This window comes from Alkalispirochaeta americana (assembly GCF_900156105.1).
In the GTDB taxonomy this organism is placed as follows: Bacteria; Spirochaetota; Spirochaetia; order DSM-27196; family Alkalispirochaetaceae; genus Alkalispirochaeta; species Alkalispirochaeta americana.
On record NZ_FTMS01000004.1, the window covers coordinates 154,251 to 176,044 of the forward strand.

16 protein-coding genes and 1 riboswitch are annotated in these 21,794 nt (G+C 60.6%); of the genes, 8 read left to right on the top strand and 8 right to left on the bottom strand.

Going from position 1 to position 21,794, the window contains the following annotated elements:
• Positions 1-90: riboswitch (TPP riboswitch) on the bottom strand.
• A gap of 61 nt (positions 91-151) precedes the next feature.
• Positions 152-1,147, bottom strand: a complete 996-nt coding sequence (locus tag BW950_RS04545) for a potassium channel beta subunit family protein (protein WP_076488105.1) — start codon at positions 1,145-1,147, stop codon at positions 152-154.
• A 167-nt stretch (positions 1,148-1,314) separates the two neighbouring features.
• Here BW950_RS04545 and BW950_RS04550 point away from each other — a divergent pair, with 167 nt between their 5' ends.
• Entirely contained in the window at positions 1,315-3,519 is a 2,205-nt protein-coding gene (locus BW950_RS04550; RefSeq protein ID WP_076488106.1) for a heavy metal translocating P-type ATPase, read from the top strand.
• Here the strand turns inward: BW950_RS04550 and BW950_RS15505 are convergent.
• Positions 3,503-5,191, bottom strand: coding sequence for a methyl-accepting chemotaxis protein (locus BW950_RS15505; RefSeq protein ID WP_076488107.1), 1,689 nt, complete (start codon positions 5,189-5,191; stop codon positions 3,503-3,505). The genes BW950_RS04550 and BW950_RS15505 overlap by 17 nt on opposite strands.
• 116 nt (positions 5,192-5,307) lie before the next feature.
• On the opposite strand from BW950_RS15505, the gene BW950_RS04560 reads away from it, so the two are divergent.
• Positions 5,308-6,234, top strand: a complete 927-nt coding sequence (locus BW950_RS04560; protein WP_234969019.1) for an NAD(P)-dependent oxidoreductase — start codon at positions 5,308-5,310, stop codon at positions 6,232-6,234.
• Between the two features lie 41 nt (positions 6,235-6,275).
• Here the strand turns inward: BW950_RS04560 and BW950_RS04565 are convergent, their stop codons facing one another.
• Positions 6,276-7,493 (bottom strand): M23 family metallopeptidase, encoded by a 1,218-nt coding sequence (locus BW950_RS04565; RefSeq protein ID WP_234969020.1) that lies wholly within the window; start codon positions 7,491-7,493, stop codon positions 6,276-6,278.
• Positions 7,494-7,616: 123 nt separating this feature from the next.
• On the opposite strand from BW950_RS04565, the gene thyX reads away from it, so the two are divergent.
• The 5 genes from thyX to BW950_RS04590 all read left to right on the top strand — a co-directional run bounded on the left by thyX (position 7,617) and on the right by BW950_RS04590 (position 12,648).
• Positions 7,617-8,489 carry an FAD-dependent thymidylate synthase gene (gene thyX / locus BW950_RS04570; protein ID WP_076488110.1) on the top strand — a complete coding sequence of 291 codons (873 nt, stop codon included), beginning with the start codon at positions 7,617-7,619 and terminating at the stop codon, positions 8,487-8,489.
• A gap of 63 nt (positions 8,490-8,552) precedes the next feature.
• On the top strand, positions 8,553-9,047 hold the full coding sequence (locus tag BW950_RS04575) for a chemotaxis protein CheW (RefSeq protein WP_076488111.1): 495 nt from the start codon (positions 8,553-8,555) through the stop codon (positions 9,045-9,047).
• Positions 9,048-9,056: 9 nt separating this feature from the next.
• Complete coding sequence (locus tag BW950_RS04580; RefSeq protein WP_076488112.1) at positions 9,057-11,444, top strand: glycoside hydrolase family 31 protein; 2,388 nt, start codon at positions 9,057-9,059, stop codon at positions 11,442-11,444.
• Between the two features lie 24 nt (positions 11,445-11,468).
• The gene (locus BW950_RS04585) at positions 11,469-12,230 is read left to right on the top strand and encodes an NYN domain-containing protein (RefSeq protein ID WP_076488113.1); all 762 of its coding nucleotides are present in this window, start codon (positions 11,469-11,471) and stop codon (positions 12,228-12,230) included.
• Complete coding sequence (locus BW950_RS04590) at positions 12,208-12,648, top strand: NusG domain II-containing protein (RefSeq protein ID WP_159438718.1); 441 nt, start codon at positions 12,208-12,210, stop codon at positions 12,646-12,648. The genes BW950_RS04585 and BW950_RS04590 overlap by 23 nt, the downstream gene beginning before the upstream one ends.
• Positions 12,649-12,713: 65 nt before the next feature.
• On the opposite strand, the gene BW950_RS04595 is transcribed toward BW950_RS04590, so the two are convergent.
• Both BW950_RS04595 and BW950_RS04600 read right to left on the bottom strand, forming a co-directional pair.
• A complete protein-coding gene (locus BW950_RS04595; protein ID WP_083943720.1) occupies positions 12,714-13,268 on the bottom strand; it encodes an NlpC/P60 family protein in 555 nt (184 codons plus the stop codon).
• 103 nt (positions 13,269-13,371) lie between these two features.
• Positions 13,372-14,883 (bottom strand): histidine kinase dimerization/phosphoacceptor domain -containing protein, encoded by a 1,512-nt coding sequence (locus tag BW950_RS04600; RefSeq protein WP_076488114.1) that lies wholly within the window; start codon positions 14,881-14,883, stop codon positions 13,372-13,374.
• 179 nt (positions 14,884-15,062) lie between these two features.
• Between BW950_RS04600 and BW950_RS04605 the strand changes: the two genes are divergently transcribed.
• Positions 15,063-17,210, top strand: a complete 2,148-nt coding sequence (locus BW950_RS04605; protein ID WP_076488115.1) for a methyl-accepting chemotaxis protein — start codon at positions 15,063-15,065, stop codon at positions 17,208-17,210.
• A 16-nt stretch (positions 17,211-17,226) separates the two neighbouring features.
• Here BW950_RS04605 and BW950_RS04610 read toward each other — a convergent pair whose 3' ends face one another.
• The 3 genes from BW950_RS04610 to BW950_RS04620 all read right to left on the bottom strand — a co-directional run bounded on the left by BW950_RS04610 (position 17,227) and on the right by BW950_RS04620 (position 21,751).
• Entirely contained in the window at positions 17,227-20,292 is a 3,066-nt protein-coding gene (locus BW950_RS04610) for a TolB family protein (protein ID WP_076488116.1), read from the bottom strand.
• 182 nt (positions 20,293-20,474) lie between these two features.
• Positions 20,475-21,143: a P-loop NTPase family protein gene (locus BW950_RS04615; RefSeq protein ID WP_076488117.1), complete on the bottom strand. Its 669-nt coding sequence runs from the start codon at positions 21,141-21,143 to the stop codon at positions 20,475-20,477.
• Positions 21,122-21,751, bottom strand: a complete 630-nt coding sequence (locus BW950_RS04620) for a rhomboid family intramembrane serine protease (RefSeq protein WP_076488118.1) — start codon at positions 21,749-21,751, stop codon at positions 21,122-21,124. The genes BW950_RS04615 and BW950_RS04620 overlap by 22 nt, the downstream gene beginning before the upstream one ends.
• Positions 21,752-21,794 lie beyond the last annotated feature (43 nt).

The window sequence follows — 21,794 nt, forward strand, 5'->3', positions numbered from 1 at the left end:
TCCCTACGCCGGCATTACCCGGATCAGGTTCTTCGGGTCGAGAGGTTTGCCCCTCTCATCTCAGCTCGCGGCGTTATAGCGAGCCCCCCGTTGTGTCTGTCAGACCCAAGCTACCGCCGATGGTCCGGGAGCGTCAAGTCTTCCTTTCCTGTTATGCGTTTCGCCAGTTACGGGGCTCCTTGGGGCGATTCTGAAGAACCTCCTCGATCGCATCGATAACCCCCCGATCCAGCTTGGGAAGGATATCCAGGGCCTTCATGTTTTCCGTGACCTGCTCTGGCCGGGATGCTCCGGTGATAACCGTGCTGACCTGGGGATTTTTCAGGGTCCAGGCGATCGCCAGCTGCGCCAGGGAGGCTCCCAGATCAGAAGCGATGGGGCGAAGCTTCTCTACCTTCTCTATTCGTGATCGTCCCTCGTCGGATTCGTAGATTTTCCGGAGCCATTCGTAGCCGGGAAGGGTGAGACGGCCATCGGTTATTCCCTGGCTGTATTTCCCCGTGAGGACCCCCGAAGCCAGAGGACTCCAGATGGTGGTTCCCAGACCGAAATCCCGGTAGAGCGGGGCGTACTCCACTTCCACCCGATCCCGGTGGAACATATTGTACTCGGGCTGTTCCATGGTGGGCGGGGTGAGTCCCAGACGATGAGCGGTTTCCCAGGCCTGGCGAATTTGCTCGCTGCTCCACTCGCTTGTTCCCCAGTAGAGAGCCCAGCCCCGGTCGATCACATGGTGCATGGCCCGGACCGTCTCCTCGATGGGGGTTTCCGGATCGGGGCGGTGGCAGAAGATGAGGTCCACGTATTCTACCTGGAGCCGCTCCAGGGCCGCCCTGGTTCCTTCCAGGATATGTTTTCGCGAGAGGCCCTGATCGTTCGGGCCGGAACCGCCCCAGAAGATCTTGGTGGAAACCAGATAGTCCTTTCTGACCAGCCCCAGTTTCTTGATGGCCTGACCCATGACGATCTCGGACTGTCCGTTTTCGTAGACCTCGGCGTTATCGAAGAAGTTGACGCCCTGATCCAGGGCAGCTTTCATCTCTTCGGCGGCCAGATCGATATCAACCTGCTTGCCGAAGGTTACCCAGGAGCCAAAGGAGAGGGCCGATACCTTCAGCCCCGATGATCCCAAACGTCGGTATTCCATAGTGCGAACCCCTTTCATGCGGTGTTTTGGCTAATGTGCTCCGGGACCGATTCCCGGATACTCATCATAACATACGAATCGGGATGGCCTGGAGGCTACCGGAAAACGAAGCAGAAGGGGGGTTGCCGAAGGGCCGACGGGGTGGTAATGTATGAGCAGGCGATCATATGAATGAAATTAAAACTTTTCGCGTGGCGGGTCTGTCCTGCTCGAATTGCGCTGCCCTGATAGAAGAGGCAGCGGGAAAGCTTCCCGGGGTGGCTGCTGCCTCGGTTCATATTGGCACGGGAGTCCTTCGCCTTGAAAAGGCGGAGCAGCACAACCGGGAGAACCAGGCACCATCCTTTGATCAGCTTGATCGGCTGGTACGTTCAATAGAACCGGGGGCATCGCTTCTGAGTCCCTCCGGGGAGGACGATCAGGCTCCGGTAGCCGAGGGGGCACCCGGGGATGCACAGAAAAAACATGGCTTTTCTCTTCGATCCCTGGACAGCCAGAGCCGGGTGCGTTTTGCCTTGACCGGGAGCGCGGCGGGTTTTTTCCTGCTGGGTTTTCTGGTTGATCAGCCTCTGCTCTTTGTTGTTGCCTACGTTCTTGCGGGATTTTCCGTGATCCTTCGGGCGGGCCGGACGCTTTTGGCTGGACGGCCCTTGGATGAGAGCATGCTCATGACTGTGGCAACCCTGGGCGCCTGGTTTCTTGGCGAGGGAGCCGAGGCGGCGGCGGTGATGGTTTTTTATCAGGTGGGGGATACCTTGCAGGCCGCTGCGGTCCAGAGAAGCCGGGGTGCGGTGAAGTCTCTTCTGGACCTTCGGCCTGCCACGGCCCGGTTGCTCCAGGGGGATGAGGAGAGCCTGGTGGCTGCTGGCTCGGTTCGGGAGGGAGACTTGCTGGTGTGCCTGCCCGGCGAGCGGGTTCCTGTTGACGGGGTCCTGGAGCAGGGATGTTGCGCGGTGGATACCTCGGCGATTACCGGGGAGTCCTTGCCCCGGCGTCTTGATCAGGGCGATGCCGTGAGAGCCGGTTCGGTCGTGACCGATGCACGGGTGGTGATCAGGGCCGTTGCGGAGGAATCGGAATCCACCGTGGCCAGGATGATCTCCCTGGTAGAAGAGGCTGCCTCGAGGAAGGCCCGGACAGAACAGATCATGACTCGTCTTGCCCGGGTTTACACCCCTTTGGTGGTTGTCGGGGCGGTGATTCTGGCGGTTCTTCCCCCTCTGGCGGGTTTTGGTTCTTTTTCCCTCTGGGGATACCGGGCGCTGGTCTTTCTGGTGGTCTCCTGCCCCTGTGCGCTGGTCGTTTCCATTCCTCTGGCCTACTTCGCGGGAATCGGGGCAGCCTCCCGCAGGGGTATTCTGGTCAAGGGAGGTTCTTTCCTGGACGTGCTGGCAGGGCTTACCCGGGTGGTCTTTGACAAAACAGGAACGGTTACGACCGGTTCTTTTGCGGTGAGCCAGGTCGTTCCCGCTCCGGGGGTTGATCGCCAGGAGCTGGTGGAGGCAGCTTTTCGGGCTGCCCGTTCGTCGAATCATCCTGTTTCCCGGGGAGTGGTTTCCTTTATTACTGCTGCCAGAGATATTTCTGTTACCACGGAGGATCTGGAGACCCGGGCTCGGCAGGACGAGGTTCGGGAGACTCCCGGCCGGGGAACCACGGTTTTTCCGGGGGAAGATTCGGTGATTCAGGAGGTTATCCGGGGCGGTTCAGCAAGGCATCTCAGGGAGGAGGCGGGGCTTGAATCCGGCGGAGAGGGCGATCTGGAGGGGTCTCCTTTCCACGTGGCCCGGGGAGATCGCTATCTGGGGTATCTGCTTCTGAACGATGAGTTGCGCCCCGGGGTGGTTCAGGCGGTGGAGCGGTTGCGGAGTCAGGGAATCGGGGAGATTTTTCTCTTCAGCGGGGACAGCAGGAAAGCTGTGGAGCGTGTTGGTTCCCTCTTGGGGGTCGATCGTGCCATGGGAGAACTTCTGCCCCACCAGAAGGTCCAGGAGATGGAAGGTCTGGTGGAAGAGGGTATCCCCGGGGGGATCGCCTTTTTGGGCGACGGGATCAACGATGCCGCTGTGATCGCCCGGGCGGATCTGGGGGTCTCCCTGGGTGGAGCAGGGAGCGATGCCGCCGTGGAGGCTGCTGATCTGGTGCTCATGGGGGACGATCCGGGACTTTTGTCCGAGGGAATCGGGATAGCCCGCCGCACCCGGAGCGTGGTGTTCCAGAACATCGTGGCAGCTCTGGGGATCAAAGCTGCCGTTATGGTTGCTGCCGCGTTGGGGGTGGCCTCGCTCTGGATGGCCGTCTTTGCCGACGTGGGTGTCACGGTTCTTACCGTCCTGAACACCCTGCGGATACTTCTCAGGCCACGCCGTTGATGTACATGGTGCGGGCTATCTCGTTGACCACGGTTTCTACGGTGGTAACGGTTTCTTCCAGGACGGCTGCCTGCCGGGAAATTCCCCCGGTCCGTTCCTGGAGCGCCCGGGTGGAGGCGTCGATGCTCTGGATCGCCTCGACCATGCGCGCCCGCCCCTCGTTCATCTCCCGGGAGGCTCCCGAGACTTCGTCGGTAATTGTTACCATGTGGTGCAACGCCTTGGTCACCTCGGTGCTGCCCGCTGCCTGTTCGCTCATGGCTCCGTTTATCTCCTGCTCCCGGTTTCGCACCTCCTGAATGAGTTCGTCCAGACGGAGGATCGTCTCTTGCGCCTTTCCGCTGGTGTCAACGCAGTGCCCGATCTTGGAGCGAACCGATTTGAGTCGGCCCGAAATGGTTTTTGCCTGGGTTGCAGAGTTTTCGGCCAGCTTGCGGATCTCTCCGGCCACCACGGAGAAGCCCTGGCCGAACTCTCCTGCGTGGGCCGCCTCGATAGCGGCGTTCATCGCCAGAAGGTTTGTCTGGGAGGCGAGAGCTGCGATGATCCCGTTGGCCTCGTTCAGAGCGATGGAGTCGCTGGATATCTCCTGAACGATGGTAACCACCTCCTGCATCATGGTGTTCCCCGTTTTGGATCGCTGGTCCAGCTCGGAGAATCGCTCCGCGTTGGAAGCAAGAAGTTTTTGCAGGGAGAGGATGTTGGCCACCATTTCTTCTATGGCGGCCGAGGCCTCTTCTACCATGGTGGACTGATCCTGGATCTGAGAAGAGAGAGACTCGATGGACCGGCTCATCTGCTCCACGGCGCTTACCGCTTCCCGGGTATCGGTTCCCTGGGTTTCTGTGGCCTCGATCATGGCCGTCACCGCCTCGGCGATGTATTCTGTGACGGCTCGGGTTTTTTCCACGTTCGTCTCGAGCTGCGTCCGGGACGAGAGAAGCTCCTTGAGAGAGGAGAGCATTTCCCGCATATTGCTTTCGGCGGCGTAGACGCTCTGGCGGATTTCTGTGAGATTTGTGGACCCCGGGTTCTGGGGGTCGATCACCAGGGGCGTGCTGGGAGGAAGATCCAGCAGGTTGGGGAAGATCTTCCGGGTGGTGCGCAGACGTATATCCACGCCGCAGACCCCCAGGATTTCCCCCTCCCGGAAGATGGGGGTAGCCATGGTAGTCATGAGCACCTGCTCACCCTTCAGGTCGTACTCGAAGGGCTCCAGTAATTCCAGGTGTCCGCTCTTTTGGGGAAGGATAAAAAAGTGCTCTTCCTCGATGTTGGGGAGTTGCATCTCCAGGATATCTTCTCCCTCCCGGTAGAGGTAGGGACAGTGATGGCCGTGGGAAACTTCCCGGAGCGTTCCCGGTTTCAGGGCAACCCACACTCCGAAAAAGCTGGTGTTCGAGAGGAGCATCGCCTCGAGGTGTTTTCGAATCTGCCCCGTGGCGGTATCGCTGGTCCATTTTCCGGCTTCTTCCTGAAGACTCCCGGTTGCGGTTACGGCTGTGCTGATCACGCCGTAATCGGGAATGAGATTGTCCCGGATGAAGGAGGCGATTTCCCTGAGCTCCTGCCGGTGAATCCGCCTGGTGCGAAGGCCGACAACGAGGAGAAGCAGAGCAATCCCGAAGGACACCGCAGCAACGAGAAAGGCGGATATTGTCAAAAGAGTCATTGGTTTGTACCTCCCGATAAAGTATGGTGCGTTCCGGGAAATTATTCCAGGTTCGGAAAACCAGGCCGGAGAGGAAGAACTGGATTGCCGCTATCCTTCTTGCTAGAATGTGCCCCATGAACCACATGAAAGAGATTGGCTGGATCGGTACGGGAATCATGGGGGCCAGCATGGCCCGCCGGCTCTTGCAGACGGGGCATCGCCTGATGGTGTATAGCCGAACCCGTGCCAAGGCCGGGGAACTCCTCCGGGAGGGCGCGGTGTGGTGTGATTCGCCTCGGGAGGTGGCTCGCCGGAGCGAATGCGTCTTCTCCATTGTGGGGTATCCCTCGGACGTGGAAGAGGTGGTCCTGGGAGAGGAGGGGACTCTGGCTGGTGCCCGGGACCGGATCGATGCGGGTGAGGAGGCTCCTGTTCTGGTTGATATGACCACCTCCCGGCCCACGCTGGCCAGGGAGATCGCCGAACTGGCAACCCGTCAGGGGATCGCCGCCCTGGATGCTCCCGTTTCCGGCGGAGATGTGGGGGCCCGGGAGGGAACCCTGGCGATCATGGTGGGAGGGGAGCGGGCCGCCTTCGATCGTGTTTCGCCCTTGTTTGCCGTTCTGGGGAAAAATATCCGCTGGATGGGGCCTGCCGGAGCGGGCCAGCATACCAAGGCGATCAACCAGACCTTGATCGCCTCCACCATGATCGGGACGGTGGAAGGGCTGCTCTACGCCGAACGGGCCGGTCTTGACCTGAAAGAGGTGATCGGTGTGGTCGGGAGCGGGGCGGCGGCGAGCTGGTCCGTGAATAATCTGGGTATGCGGATTGCTTCGGGCGATATGGCCCCGGGCTTTATGATTCGCCATTTCGTGAAGGATCTGGGGATTGCCCTGGAAGAGGCCCGGCGCCTGGGAATTGCGCTGCCGGGGCTGGCTCTGGCAAACCAGTTTTACCAGGCCGCCCTGGCTGAAGGGCTTGCAGAAGAGGGAACGCAGGCGCTCTACCGGGTTTTTCAGCGGTTGAACAGCCCTCCCGGTGAATCCCGGCCCCGGTAAGCTGTTCCGGCCTGCCGGGGCTATCGGCGGTTGAACGCCCCCTAGCGCAGCCGCTGAAACCGGACGGTGGGAGCGTACTGCCAGCGGTCCCTCCCGGGGTCTGCCCGCAGGAGGGTGAGAAAGACCTCGCTCGCCGGAGGGACCTCGATTTCCAGGGGCAGGGTTGCCTCGGCCCGCATGTGGACCAGGTTGAACCCCACAGTAGCGCGGATTGCTTCGGGAAAGCCGTTTTGCAGGTAGATCGCGTGAGTCAGGTCGTATTCCTCGGTCCTGAAGGAGACGCTGTGGGTGACCGGCACCTCCTCCAGGTGATCGGCAAAGTCCTGGTTGCGGAGATCCTCGCCAAAGACCACGGGAAAATCCTCCCCGCCGGGGTGGCTGGCGTAGTAGAAGTGCCCCTCTTCGGGGGAGATGGCTTCTCCCTGGAGGCCGCGAAACAGAAAGGGAACAGACTGCATCGTCCCGTCCCTCTGGGGCAGGCGCACGTCAAAATGGAGGTGCGGGCCGCTGGAGATTCCCGTGTTTCCGCTGTAGCCGATATGATCCCCTGCTGAAACGGTGTCTCCCGGTTGTACCCGGGACCCTCGAAACCGCAAATGCACGTAATTTCCAAAACTGCCATCGTCGTGGGCAATAACGATCACGTTGCCGTGATCGGCGTAGGCCGGAGAGGGGCCGCCGGCCCGGCCGTCCTGCTTGACGTGGACGACCAGTCCCCCTCGGGCGGCGTAGACGGGGGTGCCCTCGGGCATATCGAAATCCACGGCGTAGCGGTTCTCGCCAAAATGGGAGAAAGACCCGCCAAAGCCCTGGCTGAGACGTCGCTTTGTCCCGTGCTCGAAGGGAAAAAGGTAGAGGTGATCATCGTGGTGGCTGGCTGTGGCCGGGTCTCCCAGAGCGGCCTGGTATCGCAAACTGTAGCCGATGCGGCCCCGCTGGGCGGTCGGAGTGAGCGAGAAGAGCGGTCGTGTATCTCCCGGGGGGATAGCGCCCCGCCAGGGCAGGTTGGTCTCTGGCGCAAGGTTGACGAGCTGATCAAAATCAACGCTAATGTAGATCGGGATGGAGTGGTCGTTCCGGGCAAAGAGGTCAAAGCTGTTATCGTCGTTCTGAACGGCGTAGACCTCGAGGTGCGCCGTGGCTCCCGAGGTCTGAGCCGTTACGGGGAGAGACGCCGTTCCCAGAAAGAGCGTTCCCAGGGACAGAACCAGGGTAAACAGATGCGGAGCACCAGGGATAACGGAAGCTGATCGTTTCATCACCATGAGAATATAGTTCTTTTTTCGCGTTTCCGGCAGGCGGCGCGGGCCAGGGACGCGAAAAAATGCGACCGGAGCTTCAACAGCACAGCGGTTCAGAAGATCAGAAGAGGAGAAACCACGATGGCACACGAAATAGTTCCTGCGGCGGAGGAAATCCTGGACCAGGCCTTTCCCGTTCTCGATCACGGCTTTGTCCGGCTGGTAGACTATTGCGGGGGAGATCAGCGGATCGTCCAGGCGGCCCGGGTTTCCTACGGAGCTGGTACAAAATCCTACCGGGAAGACCGGGGGCTCATCCATTATTTATATCGGAACCTTCATACCTCGCCCTTCGAGCAGGTCTTGCTTACCTTTCATGCCAAAATGCCCATCTTTGTGGCGCGCCAGTGGGTCCGTCACCGCACGGCGCGGCTCAACGAGATCAGCGGTCGCTACAGCGTGATGAAGGATGAGTTCTACCGTCCCCGGGGAGATGTGATCGCGCCCCAGGCTCAGGATAATAAACAGGGCCGCTCTGCTCAGGGTTTTTCGGAGGATCAGCAGCACGAGATTGAGGAAGCCCTTGCCCGGGAGCAGGGTCGCTCCTACCAGGCCTATGAGGAGCTGCTCTCGAAGGATGTGGCCCGCGAACTGGCGCGGATAAACCTGCCCCTCAGCACCTACACCGAATGGTACTGGCAGATCGATCTGCATAACCTCTTTCATTTTCTGGCCCTCCGTCTGGACAGCCACGCCCAGTACGAAATCAGGGCCTACGCCGAGGTCCTGATTGATCTCGTTCGTCGGGTCTGTCCCCTGGCGACGGAAGCTTTCGAGGAGCACCGCCTGGGAGGGATCCGGTTCTCCAGAAGCGAGTTCGCTGCGCTCCAGGCGCTGCTTGAAGAAGCGGCGATCACTCCCGGACAGCTTCAGAAGACCGCCAAAGGGGCTGGCCTGGCCGATCGCGATGTGGAGCGGTTTGTGGAGAAGGTCCAGAGGGGAACCATGCGGTAGAGTGCGTCCCGAATTTGCACGCTTCTGCCGGGTGGATTACTATAGGACGAAGAGAGGTGCGCCATGAGTGATGACGTTCACAGGGACGAACGGAATGAGTATTTGACTTTTACCCTGGCCGATGAGCAGTACGCCGTGGGGGTCTACGACGTAAAGGAGGTTTTGGAATACACCACGGTTACCCGGGTTCCCCGGACACAGGATTTCATGCGGGGTGTGATCAACCTGCGGGGGAGTGTTGTTCCCGTGATTGACCTGCGGCTCAAGTTCGGCATGGAGGCCACGGAACGAACAATCGATACCAGCATTGTGGTTCTTGAGGTGGAGCTGGGCGGGTCTGTTGTGACCGTAGGAGCCCTGGCCGATAGCGTCCAGGAGGTTATCAGCCTCGAGCCGGAAAACATCGAGCCTCCGCCGCGAATTGGAACCCGGATCAACACCGATTTTATCCGGGGCATCGGCAAGCAGGATGAGAAGTTCATTATTATCCTTGATATCAACCGGGTTTTTTCGGAGGAAGAGCTTGCTGCGGTAGCCGAAGAAGCGGAGGCCCGTTAGACTCCGGGCATGCAGCAGCGACAGGATTACTGGTTTAGACCCGCCGCGCCCCATACCGATCTGGCGTGGCAGCAGTCGGCTGACGGGTGGTTGCGCCTGGCGGTTACTCTTGATGGGACGACCCGGAGCGGTCGGAGCTCTGCCCTGGACCCCGATACCGCACCGGCCCGGGATTGGTACGATGTCACGTCGGTGCCGCCCGGGGGGAGCGGGCCGGAGTTCTTCTCTGACCGTATTCATCGCCTGAACGATATGGCCACCCAGGGAGTTGCAGCCAACGACAATCCCCACGAAGACACGCGGGGTCTTGAGGCAGTTCCTGTGGAAGGCCTCCGCTACGGCTTGCCCCCGGGGTTTCCTGCCACGATGGGTGTCTCCCGGTCTCGCGACGGAATTCTTCTGGACATCCCCCTCTCGACACCCCGGGGCGAGGACCTTCACGTTATGGGGCTGGGCGAGAAAACCGGCAGTCTGGACAAACGGGGACGAACCTGGGTGATGTGGAACTGCGACGAGCCCGTCCACAGCCCGGAAAAGAGCGCCCTCTACCAGGCCCATCCTGTGGTGTATCTCTGGACTCCCGGTGGTACGGTTACGCTCTTTATCGACACCATGGCTACGGTCTGGTTCGATGTGGGAGAGGCCGAACCCGGCCGCCTTCTGATCGAGATCTATGACAACCGTTTTGATTGCTACCTCCGCACCGATGAGTCCCTGCCCGAAGCGGTAGAAAGCTACAGCGCACTCACGGGAAGAATACCCCTGCCGCCCGAATGGGCTTTGGGGTTTCAGCAGTGCCGCTACAGCTATTTCCCCGAAGAGCGGGTCCTGGAAGTGGCGCAGAGATTTCGGGAAGAAAAGGTTCCCTGCGACGTCCTCTATCTGGATATTCATTATATGGACGGCTACCGCGTCTTTACCTGGGATCACCGGCGCTTTCCCGAACCCGATCGGATGGTACAGGGCCTTCGGGACCAGGGGTTCCGGGTTGTCACCATCGTTGATCCCGGGGTCAAGACCGATGTGGACTACCCCGTCTTTGCCTCGGGACTGGAAAAGAAAGCCTTCCTGACCCGTCCCGGGGGCGAGCTTTATGTGGGTAAGGTCTGGCCCGGCGACGCAGCGTTCCCCGATTTTTCCCGCCCCGCCACGCGGGAATGGTGGGCACGGTGGCACAAGACCCTCTTTGACGCAGGAGTGGCCGGAATCTGGAACGATATGAACGAGCCTGCCGATTTCACCGGCGACGAGATGCTCCGGGTGAACTTCACCGTTCCCGATGACCTGGTGGCGTATAACGAGGGAGAGCCGGTGAGCTTTGGCCGGGTTCACAACGAATACGCCAACGGCATGAACCGGGCAACCCGCGATGCCTTTCTGCAGTACCGGCCGGAGGAACGGGGCTTTGTCCTGACCCGGTCCGGGGGAACAGGGGTGCAGCGCTACGCCGCGATCTGGACAGGGGACAACCATAGCTGGTGGGAGCACCTGGCCATGATGGTCCCCATGTTCCTCAACGTGGGGCTCAGCGGGGCTCCCTTCGTGGGGGGCGACGCCGGAGGGTTCCAGTTGAACGCCGATGCCGAACTGTATCGGCGATGGATCGCGGCAGCAGCCTTTACGCCCTTCTTCCGGGCTCATTCAGCCCTGGATACCCGGGATCATGAACCCTGGAGTTTTGGCCCCGAGGCGCTGGAGACTGCCCGGCGATTTATCGGGATCCGCTACCGGATCATGCCGTACCTGTATACCCTTTTTGAGGAAGCCTCCCGGCGGGGAACGCCTGTGATGCGGCCCCTGCTCTGGGAGTTCCCCCAGGATCCCCGGGTTGCCTCCCGGGCAGACAGCTTCCTCCTGGGAGAGGCGCTTCTGGTGGCTCCCGTGCGCGAGCCCGGTGTGCAGGAACGGAGCGTCTATCTGCCCGCCGGGGTCTGGTACGATTTCTGGAGCGGTGAACGGATCGATGTTCCCCGCCAGCCCGATGGAAGCGGCACTGTGGTGGTGGGACACGCTCCCCTGGACCGGATTCCGCTCTACTTGCGGGGGGGCTACATCCTTCCCCACGAGGGGCTCCGGCAGCATACCGGCGAGGCCGGTGACGGGGTCTTGCGGCTTTTGATCGCTCCTGATGCCGAGGGGCGCGCACAGGGAACCTTCTACGGTGACGCCGGGGAAGGGTTTGGCTATTGCTCGGGCCGTTTCTGGCGAGGTACGTTCTCCTGGGACGGGACCGACCTTCGGGCGATTTCCGGGGAGGGAGAGAGCGGAGAGGATCTGCGCTGGACCAGTCTGGTCACGGCAGTATGCTCGGGGGCTTCGGGAGAGCTGAATCCGGAAGAGTCTTCTCTTCTGGATCTGTCCCATCGGGAATCTCCGCTTCCCTTGCCCTGGAACTGACTAGTGTAACGGGAGGAACAAGGAATGACCGATAACCAAATGCGGCTGGCGGTGTTGATCGATGCGGACAACTCCCAGCCGGCAATCATGGAAGGCCTCCTGGAGGAGGTGGCAAACTACGGGATTGCCAGTATCAAGCGAATCTATGGAGACTGGTCCAGCGATTCCATGCGGGGCTGGAAGGAAATCCTTCTGGACTATTCTGTCCAGCCCGTCCAGCAATATCCCTATACCAAGGGAAAGAACGCCACCGATATGAAGATGATAATCGACGCCATGGATATTCTCTATTCCGAGAAAATGGACGGCTTCTGCCTGGTCTCGAGCGATAGCGATTTCACGCCCCTGGCACAGCGGGTGCGGCAGCAGGGGCTCACGGTGTTTGGCTTCGGCGAGCAGAAAACGCCCAAGGCCTTTGTTCGTGCCTGTGACCGGTTTATCTACAACGACGTGCTTCGGCGGCAACAAGCTCCCGACACCAAAGATACTGCTGCAACAACCGGTACTCGTCGGCTCGGTGCCAAGGAACTCAAGCAGGATACCAAGCTGGTAACGATGGTCCGCAACGGGATTGAGGATGCCGCCGACGATACTGGTTGGGCTTCTCTTGGCGTGGTGGGACAGAAAGTTGCCAACAGCAACCCCGATTTCGACCCCCGCAATTACGGTTACAAGAAGCTGGGCGAGCTGATCCGGGCAATGCAACTTTTTGAGGTGGACGAGCGGCCCATGGAAAACAGTCCGGCCCACAATATCTATATCCGTGACAAAAAACGGAAGGGCTAGAGGATTTCCGCCGAGGGCCTTCCGCTGGTTCCGGCTGCTGCGGTTGCTCCGGCCCGGGGATTTTCTGATTTTTGCCGTGGCGGCCGCCGTGGTGGCGGGCTTTCTGGTTTTTGCCACCGACCGGGGAGGTGCGCCGGCCACGGTGGAGATCCGCAGCTTCCAGGGCGATCTGGTCTATCCTCTCTCGCAGGATCGGGAGATTCTGGTCCCCGGCCCCTTGGGTGAGACCCTGGTGGAAATCAAGGACGAACAGGTCCGGTTTGTTTCCTCGCCTTGCCGGGACAAGATCTGCGTCTACGCCTCGTTCCTCTCCCGGCGGGGACAGTGGGCGGCGTGTTTGCCCAACGGGGTTTTTGTGACGATTACTGGAGAGGATGCCGCCGGTGATGGTCCTGCTGTGGACGCCAGCACGTTTTAACCAGGGCGGGTGCTCTCCGGCCTGGCCCTAACCCGGGCTGGTCCTGCTAGCCTGGCCGGGTTCCGCTAGTAGAGCCGCCGGGCCTCGCGAAAGAGATGACTCGAGAGCCAGCGCTCTCCCTCGGGGTCTCGTTGTCCCCGCATACGCATGGCGCTGTTCACGGTTGTGTCTTGGGGGCGCAGAAGATTCATCTTCTCCTCCACGATTCCCCGGCGATAGTTGTGGTGAACGTAGGAGATCGTTCCCTCCCCGTCTATGGCCGCCACGATCCCTGCGTGGGTGAGTTCATCATCCCAGAGGTTGTTCCGGTTTCGATCGTAGGTGTTATCCCAGAAGATGATATCTCCCGGAGCAATATCCGATTCTTCAAGGGGCGTTCCCAGCTTCCAGAGCCGTTTTACTCCGTTTCCCGTCTCCCCTGCGAAGGCTGGCATGAGGTCGATTCCTGCCTGATAAAAGATCGCCAGGATAACGCCGCTGCAGTCGGAGGGAAAGACCCGGCCCCGGATTCGCAGGGACCGTCGTCCTACCAGGGCTCGCGCTGCCTCGGCGATGGCCGGGCCTTCCTGTGGCCCTGTTGTTTGTGCTGCGGGATCAGACGGCGGCGGCGGTTCGGCCATGAAAACCGGTAGAGATCCGCAGCTTGCAAGAATGAAACCGATTACGAACAATAAAGGCGATCGCACAAGGATATATGTACCACGGCGGCATAGAAAAAACAGGTTAGTCCTCCGATCCGGGGTGTGCCGTTTCGTGGCGCCGGGGAAAGACCATTTCAAACACCTCGGGAGCGCCCTTTTCCCGGGGGAGTTCTCCTCCCAGTTGCTCGATCAGGCCGTTGACGAGGTCCCGTCCCAGGTCGTCCCGGGCTGCGATTGTTTTTCCCCGGGGGATCGTGATGTCCCGGGTGGTCAGGGTCAGGGCGATTCTCTGATGTTTTTTGAGTTCGACCCGAACCGTGATGGTGCCCTGATTCCGGTCCGAACAGGACCAGCGAAGGCAGTTGGAAATGACTTCGTTCAGGAGCAGCGCCGCCGGGACCGCCTGGGTGAGAGAGATGGTCAGGGAATCAAGTTCCAGCAGAATTCTGGGGTGCGTCTCGCCGGTGCAATAGGTGCTCAGGAGATGGTCTGCCAGGCGGCGGGCATAGATGCTGATATCGATCTGATCAAAGTGATCGCTCTGGTAGAGATACTCGTGGATGAGCGACATGGACTGGATCTGGTTCTGGACGTCGGTGAAGCGGCAGAGCGCCTGGGGGCTCGAGATCGCTCCCGCCTGAAGATTAAGGAGACTCGAGATGACTTGCAGGTTGTTTTTTACCCGGTGGTGTATCTCCGAGAGGAGGGCTTCCTTCTCCTCCAGGCCCTGTCGCAGGAGCTGGTCTGTCTCTACCCGGTGGGTTACATCCCGGATGATCCCCACCGTGCCGGGATGGTGAGGGAGTTCCTCGGGAGAGAGAAATCCCGCAGCGTTAATTTCTCCGTAGGCCGTGACGGTGCCGTAGAGAGGTTCTTTGGTGACTCCGTTGCGGTGGGGCAGACGGATTTCGAGGTTCTGCGTGCGCCGGTCTCCCGTGCGGCGCTCATCAAAGAGCTTCGGGGCAGCCTCGGCTCCCGTGGTCGTTCCTGCCAGAGCGGGTAACACGTGGTCCCGGCTGACTCGTTGCACTTCTGCGGGATCAAGAAGAACGGAAAAGTGTTTTCCCAAAAGCTCTTCCGGTTTCCACCCCGTGACGGTGATGGAGTTGTTGATGAAGGTGATGCGACCCTGGTTGTCCAGGGAATAGACGATATCCGGTAGAGCCTGAACCAGATCGTAGAAGCGGCGTTCGGTGTTGCGCAGGGCCGAGTTATGGCGCTCCAGCGATTCCTGGGCGTTGAGGACCTTCCGCACCAGGAAAGGGAGCGCCTGGAGGTATTCCCGGGACTCGCCGCCACGGAAGAGGATATCCGTGGTGATTCCCAGGGGTGTGTTCGAGAGCTTCTCCAGGTCAGTTTTTTCGGCCAGGATCACCGTGGGGTAGTTCCAGAGAGAGAGCTCCTCCAGGAGTGCGCCCTTGTTGTAGGCCATGTCCGTCACAGCCACGTGAATCGTCCCTGAAGTGACCAGGGGGGAGGCCTCCCCGGGGTTTTCCGGGATATAGAGATTCCACCGGAAGTGGTTTCCCGGCATGCACCGGCGGAGAAACTCCAACTCCGCCGGGTCGGTGGAGGCAAAGAGCAGGTTGGTCATCACACCTTTAAAACTACACGGTCCCGGTGCCGTTTGCAACGGCACGAGGCTGTTTCCCGTGGATGCTTTTGAAGAGCCCTTCGGAAAGGCCTGCAGGTGAAGCGCGGTTGCTGCAGAAGGGAGAAAACCCGCACATTTTTCGTGACGAAGGGCAGGTTTACCGATAGAATGATCATGCAATGATAGATACTAAAACGTCCCTGGCCCAGAAGGTTGCTGTTCTTTTTGTGGTAATGCTGCTGGTCTTGCTGGCAGTGATTGGCCTCCTTGTCTCGCGCGGGCTGTCCCGGGCCACGCGGGGTGCCCTGGAATACAATCTTCAGGGCCAGGCCGCGCTGGCGGGGAAACTGACCCAGGAACTGGGAGAAAAGGCCCTGCAGGTTGCCGCCGTGGTGGCACAGCAACAGGAGGTTCGCCAGGCCTATCGGGATCCCGACGAGACAGCGGGGCGGCGCCGTCTTCAGGAGTATGCGCGGCCCCTGGCGGGGGCCCTGGCCGAGGCGATTGGCGAGGACGAGTTTCGTCTGCACTTTCACAAGGCTCCGGCCGTGAGCTTCCTCCGTACCTGGACAGACGAGACAGGGGATGATCTGTCAGATTTCCGCAAGACAATCCTTGAGGTGGCCCGCACCCGACGCCCCCTGGTGGCAGTTGAACACGGCCGGGGTGGTTTTGTGGTGCGTGGTATCGCCCCCATTCTGGACAACGGGGAATATCTGGGCAGTGTCGAAGCCTACTACCCGGCGGCGTCGATCGTCTCGTTTCTCGATTCGGCCCTGCGCACGGGGGTGATCCTCCTGGTCAACGCCGATGCCGCCGACGTGCGGGCCCTGGCGGGGGATGCGGCAGACCGCCTTCGGGTGGGAGAGAGCCTGGTGGTGGCCGTTACCGATGACTGGCTTGACCCGGAAGCAATGATCGATCCCGCTCTCCTTGAGGCGGTGAGCGAAAGCGGCGAGACCAGGGTCTCCTTCAGAGGGCATCACGAGTTTGCCTATAGCCCAATCCGGGATTTTGCGGGTAACACCACGGGTCATGTGGTGACCGTGGTGGATGTTCTGCCCCTTCGCCGGGCAGCGCGACAGCAAGGGCTTCGCCTGGTTTTGATAGCGCTCGTTCTGGGGTGTGCGGGGGCTCTTTTTACCCTGGTGGTGACCAAAATGGTCATCTCCGCTCCCCTGACAGCCACGGCGGACCGGCTGAAGGAGATCGCCGTGGGAGATGGTGATCTGCGAGCACGCCTTCCTGAAGACCGTCGCGACGAGATCGGCCGGGTGGCGCGGTATTTCAACAGTTTTGCCGGGAAACTCACCGAGACGGTGACTCGCATAAAGGCATCCACCGCCGCGATGGAGGAGAATGCCCGGGAGCTGGATAAAAGTACGGAGAACGCCACGGCCTCGGTCGATTCCATAGCGCAGGTGGTCTCCCGGGTTGCCCAGGAGATTGTCAGCCAGGATGCGAGTATCGGTGAGTCCTCTTCGTCGGTGGAGCAGATTACGGGAAATATCACGTCCCTGGAGCAGGTGATCCAGCAACTCACCACCAGCATCGACGATTCTGCGGCAGCCGTGGAAGAGATGGCGGCCAACATATCCTCCATTACGCGGAATCTGGAACACGTGGATCAGTATGTGGATAAGCTGGTGGACGCATCCGACCACGGACGAAACACGCTCTCGCAGGTAACGGAGCGTATTACCGAAGTGGTGGATCAGTCGGAACAGCTCCAGAAAGCAAACCAGCTGATCGCCTCTGTGTCGGCCCAGACCAATCTGCTGGCGATGAACGCAGCCATTGAGGCGGCTCACGCCGGTGAATACGGGCGGGGATTTGCCGTGGTAGCCGAGGAGATCCGCAACCTTGCCGAGAACTCGGCGAAGCAGAGCAAAATAATCTCGGGAGAGCTGAAGAAAACCCGCGAGTATGTCACAAACGCCGCCCAGGCCTCGTCCCAGGCCGACGAGGCTTTCACATCGATGCGGAAAATGGTGGATACCGTGAACGATCTTGAAACCAGTGTCCGGGACTCCTTGCGCGAACAGGAAGAGGGTGGCCAGGCGGTGCTGGGCAATCTTCAGGAGATGCGGCAGCTGGGTTTGCAGGTGAACGGGGGAATCGGCGAGATATCGGCGGGCTCCCGCACGATTCTTGAAGAAATGGGCAAACTCGTTGAGATCAGCCGCCAGGTGAACGCCCTCATGCAGGATATTTCCGGAGGAACCGCCGTGATTGGGGAGGCGGTCTCCAGTATCCACGAGCTGAGCGGCCGGAACGAGGAGATGTCGCGAGCGGTCCGGGAGGCCTCGGACCGCTTCAAGACGTGATCGTTTCCGGCGGCTTCTAGCGCCGGGGGCTCCTTCTCCAGGGGGCCGATTCCAGCCATTCCAGAGTGGTTCCACCCAGACGGAAGTAGACTGTCCAGTCCTCGCTGGTGTCGCTTCCGGGGTGGGGCAGGCGGCGAGCTGCCCCCAGGGTGAGCCGCAGGGGAATCATGTTGAAGACAACGTCCTTTGTAAAATCTGCCCCCACCACGGAGGATGCCGTGGGCGCTATCCGGGTATGGGAGAGGGCCGCGCCCTGTTCCAGATAGAGGGCCAGCCCCGACCCCATGGTGCCGATTCCCCGCCAGGCTGCGTCGGAAATACGGAGCGGCAGAAGGACTTCGGCCCGCGCCAACAGTGCCGTGTCGGCGCTGTCGGGTTGTGCTCTGCTGCCTGTAGTTCGGCGGTCGTCGAATCCCCCCGATCGGTAGGGGAGCCGTCCCAGGGCATCCCCGTCGGTGCTGGTTGTGATGTATCCCGCAGGGGCAAGCTGGATCGCTCCCGCCATACCGGAGATCCTCCGCAAGGGTTGCCACCGGAAGTGGGCCAGGGAGGTGCTTTCCAGCCGGGCCGGATCGGCGTCAAGAAGATCGGGGACCAGGGAAAGTTCCGTGGCGAGGAGCACCTTGGGGGGGCCAAAGAGATCCCGCGAGGCCCCCGGTCCCGTTTTGAGATACTGAAGGCCCAGGATACCCTCTATCTCTCTTGTGGTGGTCGTTGAGTCGGGTCGCTCTTCTTCTTCCAGCTGATATCCCAGACCGATTTCCCCGGTGAGGACCCGCACCGATCCCGGAGCGCGACGGACTCCGAGGAGCCGGCTGGCCCGGCCGGCTATTTCGGTGGTGCGGATAATGGTGTCCTCCTTGTCCAGTTCATACTGACGGTCCGTCTCCAGAGTCCACTGTGACACCCCCGGAGAGAAGGTGTAGGCAAGACCTCCCGATGGTTCCTGCTCGTCGGGGTTGTAGAGGGCGTAGCCCTGCAGGGTGTGGCGTCCCAGGTTGCTGGAGGCGAGGAAAAATACCCCCAGGTCCAGGGAATCTCCCTGATCCCCGCCTCGCTGGGCCGATGCCAGGGGCGTCCACAAAAGAGGACGCAGAGTGTCACGGTAGGGCCTGGGAGAGGCTGGAATCGTTGCCCTTTCGCGGTGGCTGCCTCGACCTTGATCTTGATTGGCATCGGCACCGGCACCGACATCGGCATCGGCACGGGTGACCGGCGAGAAGGTGTTTTTCGGCGGCAGCGTTTCTGCGGGCTCCTCGGCCCGGGACTCGCCCAGTTTGAGGTTTTGGCCGTCCGAAGAATAGCTGCCGTAGAGGATTCCCGTCTCTTCGGAGGTGGCTTCCCTGGACATGGAGGGCTCCCCGGACGCGGGGAGCGGGAAGCCCCCCCAGGCGCCCACCTGATCGCGAAGCATTCTTTGGGGCGGCGTGAGACCCTGGTCTGAGAGAACGCTCCGGTAGAGCGAGAGAAACCCTTCGGCGTCTCCGCCGTACCAGATTTCCAGGGGAGGGGCCTTTGGGGGGAGGCTCTCCCGGGAGGCTGCGTCCTCCGAAGGTTGGTGGAAAGGTTGGTGGAAACGCGGGTAATAGACCGCAGCATCGGGTGCCCGGGAAAAAATCATTCGGTCTTCCAGAATCTCGCCCGAGGGATAGGCCACAACCAGGAGGCGCTGCTGTCCCCGGTAGTTTGCGGTCAAAGCAAGAAGAGACCCGTCGGGTGAAAAGGCGGGGTTTCGAAGAACCTCTTTGGGGGCTTCAACCAGGGGAGTTATTGAACCGGACGCGATATCAACCGAGACGAGCCGGCTGAAGGACCCCTGGCGTTCTATCGCTACCAGCCGCGATCCGTCGGGGGAAAGAGCTGGATGATAGAGCCGTTTCCGGTGAGTGATCCTGCGTGACGGGGGGGGCTGGAACCAGTCGCGGCTTTCGCAGCGTGCCGAGAGGTCCAGCAGAAAGAGGTCGGAGTAGGCAACGCCCGTGGCGGGGGGGATTCCCGGCCGGTAGGGATCGGTGGTTATGGTGGCCACCACGGCCAGGGTTCCCCGGGAGTCGACCGTCCAGGATTCACCGGGAGCTACTTCGGTTCGGGCCAGGAGACGCCAGGGTTCGTGGAGAGCTTTTTGCACGTAAAGGCCGGGACCCCGGTCAAAGTGATTTCCCCAGGTGACGAGCCCCCGTTCTGTGGGGACGGGCAGATCCCAGTGCCCCGGCCCGGCCGGCGAGAGCTCTTCGCCCCGGGGAAGATCCCGTCGGTGATCGTAGCGGTTTCTCAGGTCGTCCACCATGGACTGGTAGAGATCGGGGGCTTTCACGCCCGTGGTCCGGCGGATCGCCCGGCGCATACCCAGAAAGGGAGCTCGCTGAAAGGATCGGTTCAGGCGAACAAAGATATCGTCGCCGTAGGTCTCCATCAGGTAATCCACCATGAGGTATCCGGCGGTATAGATCCTTCCTCGCGGCGCGTAGGCCGGGTGATTGAACGCCGCCTGATCGTAGGTATACATGCGATCTTCGAGAATCGGGGCCAGAGCCTGCATTTTGAAGAAGGGGTTGTCTCCCCGTCCTCCCGGGGCAAGGGCGCTCTCACCATAGACTGTGACACCCTCGATCGCCCAGCCGGGGCTGAAGATCATGCTCGCCGACGCCAGGAGAGGGCCAAAGAGACGGGAGGGAAAGCCGAAGAACCCCACGGGGCGCGTAAGGTGCAGGTAGTGGATCAGTTCGTGGATGAAGAGTGTTTCCAGCCAGTTCTCGGTGCGGGCTCCCATCCAGGGTCCGGCGGGACTGGCCACAAAGAGGGCAATGTGTCCCGGAAAGGGCGTGAAGAACCCGTTGGCCTGGGCGGTGTCGCCATAGATGACCACGGGAACCCGCTCCGAGGGCCGGTAGTCCATGTAGGAAGAGGTCTTTCGGTATACCTCGTCAGCCAGGCTCAGCACTTCTTCGGCTGCCGGGCGGTCCTTCTCCTGAAAAATGATTCGGAACTGGTCGGTTTCAACCTGATGCCACCGGAATTGGGCCGGTCCTGCAGATAGCTGGATCAGGGGGAGAAACAGAAAAAAAAGCACAATACCCTTCATTGGGGTGTCTCCATGTAGAATTGATATAGCCAAGCCTCTTCGTGTCCTTCGGCCGGGGTGGGTTTGTGAAGGCCGCCTGGAGATAACAGCTTATTACTGTATTACGGTATATCAAGTCAACCAGATATCAAGTCAACCAGATATCGCGTATTCAACCAGGCGACTGAAGGGGCCTGGAAGAGTCAGAACAGGAGGTAGTCCGTCGCATCCCGGATCTCCAGGGCGATTGTTACCGTGGCCTCATAATATCCCGAAACGGTACGAATCCGGGGAGGGCGGGAAAGCACCAGGCTTCCCCGGACCTGGTGGGGTTTGTTGGGGTGGCGGGGGCGCAGGTGTTCCCGGACAGCCTGGTGCAGAGCCTTTTCCAGGGCTGCAATCTTTCCCTGGTATCCCTCCAGAAGATCTGCTCTGGCTGTGCCGCTGCTGTGAAGGGACGCAAAGGATTCCCACTGGGAGCGGTGGGCTTGCGCCTCCGGCGGGAGGCGGTAATCAAACTGCCCGTAGCGGGTTCCATCGCGAACTCTGGTTTCCCGGAGCCGGAGTTCCGGAGCTCCCCAGGGAACAGTACCCAGGGGTTCAAGGTGAAAGAGTTCTTCCACCTGCCGGAGCCGGTCGCCCGGCGTGTAGGAAAAATCCCAGCCGTAGATCATTCCCGAGAGAGTGTATCGGGCTTCCCGGAGAAGACGCTCTTCCGGGGAGGATCCGTCCTGGTGGATCAGGGTATCCTCAATGGTCCATATTTCGAGGGTAATGACCTCCCGGGAGGCCGGGTTGCGGGCCGCCGCGTCCTGAAGCGGCCCGGCAAGTGAGAGTGCGACGAGAGCGGTCAGCGAAAAAATCGTTGCCACGGGCTGATTCGCAACCGGATGACAAAGTAGAGATAGGCGAAGCCGAACCCCGCCAGGTGTGTCATGTGGGCTACGTTACTGCCGCCCCGGCTATGAGAGAAGAGCTCGATCAGGGTATAGCCGATCACCAGCATGGAGGCTCGGACAGGAATGATCCCGAAGATGAAGATCTGGGCGTTCGGATAGAAGGTGGCAAAGGCCAGGAGCACCGCGAAGACCGCTCCCGATGCGCCGAGGAGGAAGACCATGTAGGTTCCGGTGAACCAGTACATGGCCAGAGAAAAGAAGCCTGCCAGGACGCCTGTGAGCAGATAGAACAGGAGGAACTCGTAGCTTCCCAGCTCCCGCTCCACCTGGGTGCCAAAAAAGAAAAGCCCCATCATATTGAAGAGCAGGTGGCGCATCCCGGAATGGGCAAACATGTAGGTGAAGGGTTGCCACCAGAACCCTCGGGCCACGGTCAGGATGGGATTCATGGCCAGAAGCGTTGCAAGACTATGGTTCATGGTGGTCAGAAAGAAAACGGCCATGTTAATGCCGATCAGAATGAAGGTGACATTGCTTTCGCGGTAGGGCAGGGGCCGGCGCCATATTGGTTGGTTTCTCACGGGACAACGGTATTGCCTTTCGCGGGGGATCGTCAAGTCGTGG

Bases quoted from the DNA above. Each gene is read 5' to 3' on its own strand.
- BW950_RS04545 (WP_076488105.1), bottom strand. From the start codon at position 1,147: ATGGAATACCGACGTTTGGGATCATCGGGGCTGAAGGTATCGGCCCTC.
- BW950_RS04550 (WP_076488106.1), top strand. From the start codon at position 1,315: ATGAATGAAATTAAAACTTTTCGCGTGGCGGGTCTGTCCTGCTCGAAT.
- BW950_RS15505 (WP_076488107.1), bottom strand. From the start codon at position 5,191: ATGACTCTTTTGACAATATCCGCCTTTCTCGTTGCTGCGGTGTCCTTC.
- BW950_RS04560 (WP_234969019.1), top strand. From the start codon at position 5,308: ATGAACCACATGAAAGAGATTGGCTGGATCGGTACGGGAATCATGGGG.
- BW950_RS04565 (WP_234969020.1), bottom strand. From the start codon at position 7,493: ATGAAACGATCAGCTTCCGTTATCCCTGGTGCTCCGCATCTGTTTACC.
- thyX (WP_076488110.1), top strand. From the start codon at position 7,617: ATGGCACACGAAATAGTTCCTGCGGCGGAGGAAATCCTGGACCAGGCC.
- BW950_RS04575 (WP_076488111.1), top strand. From the start codon at position 8,553: ATGAGTGATGACGTTCACAGGGACGAACGGAATGAGTATTTGACTTTT.
- BW950_RS04580 (WP_076488112.1), top strand. From the start codon at position 9,057: ATGCAGCAGCGACAGGATTACTGGTTTAGACCCGCCGCGCCCCATACC.
- BW950_RS04585 (WP_076488113.1), top strand. From the start codon at position 11,469: ATGACCGATAACCAAATGCGGCTGGCGGTGTTGATCGATGCGGACAAC.
- BW950_RS04595 (WP_083943720.1), bottom strand. From the start codon at position 13,268: ATGGCCGAACCGCCGCCGCCGTCTGATCCCGCAGCACAAACAACAGGG.
- BW950_RS04600 (WP_076488114.1), bottom strand. From the start codon at position 14,883: ATGACCAACCTGCTCTTTGCCTCCACCGACCCGGCGGAGTTGGAGTTT.
- BW950_RS04605 (WP_076488115.1), top strand. From the start codon at position 15,063: ATGATAGATACTAAAACGTCCCTGGCCCAGAAGGTTGCTGTTCTTTTT.
- BW950_RS04610 (WP_076488116.1), bottom strand. From the start codon at position 20,292: ATGAAGGGTATTGTGCTTTTTTTTCTGTTTCTCCCCCTGATCCAGCTA.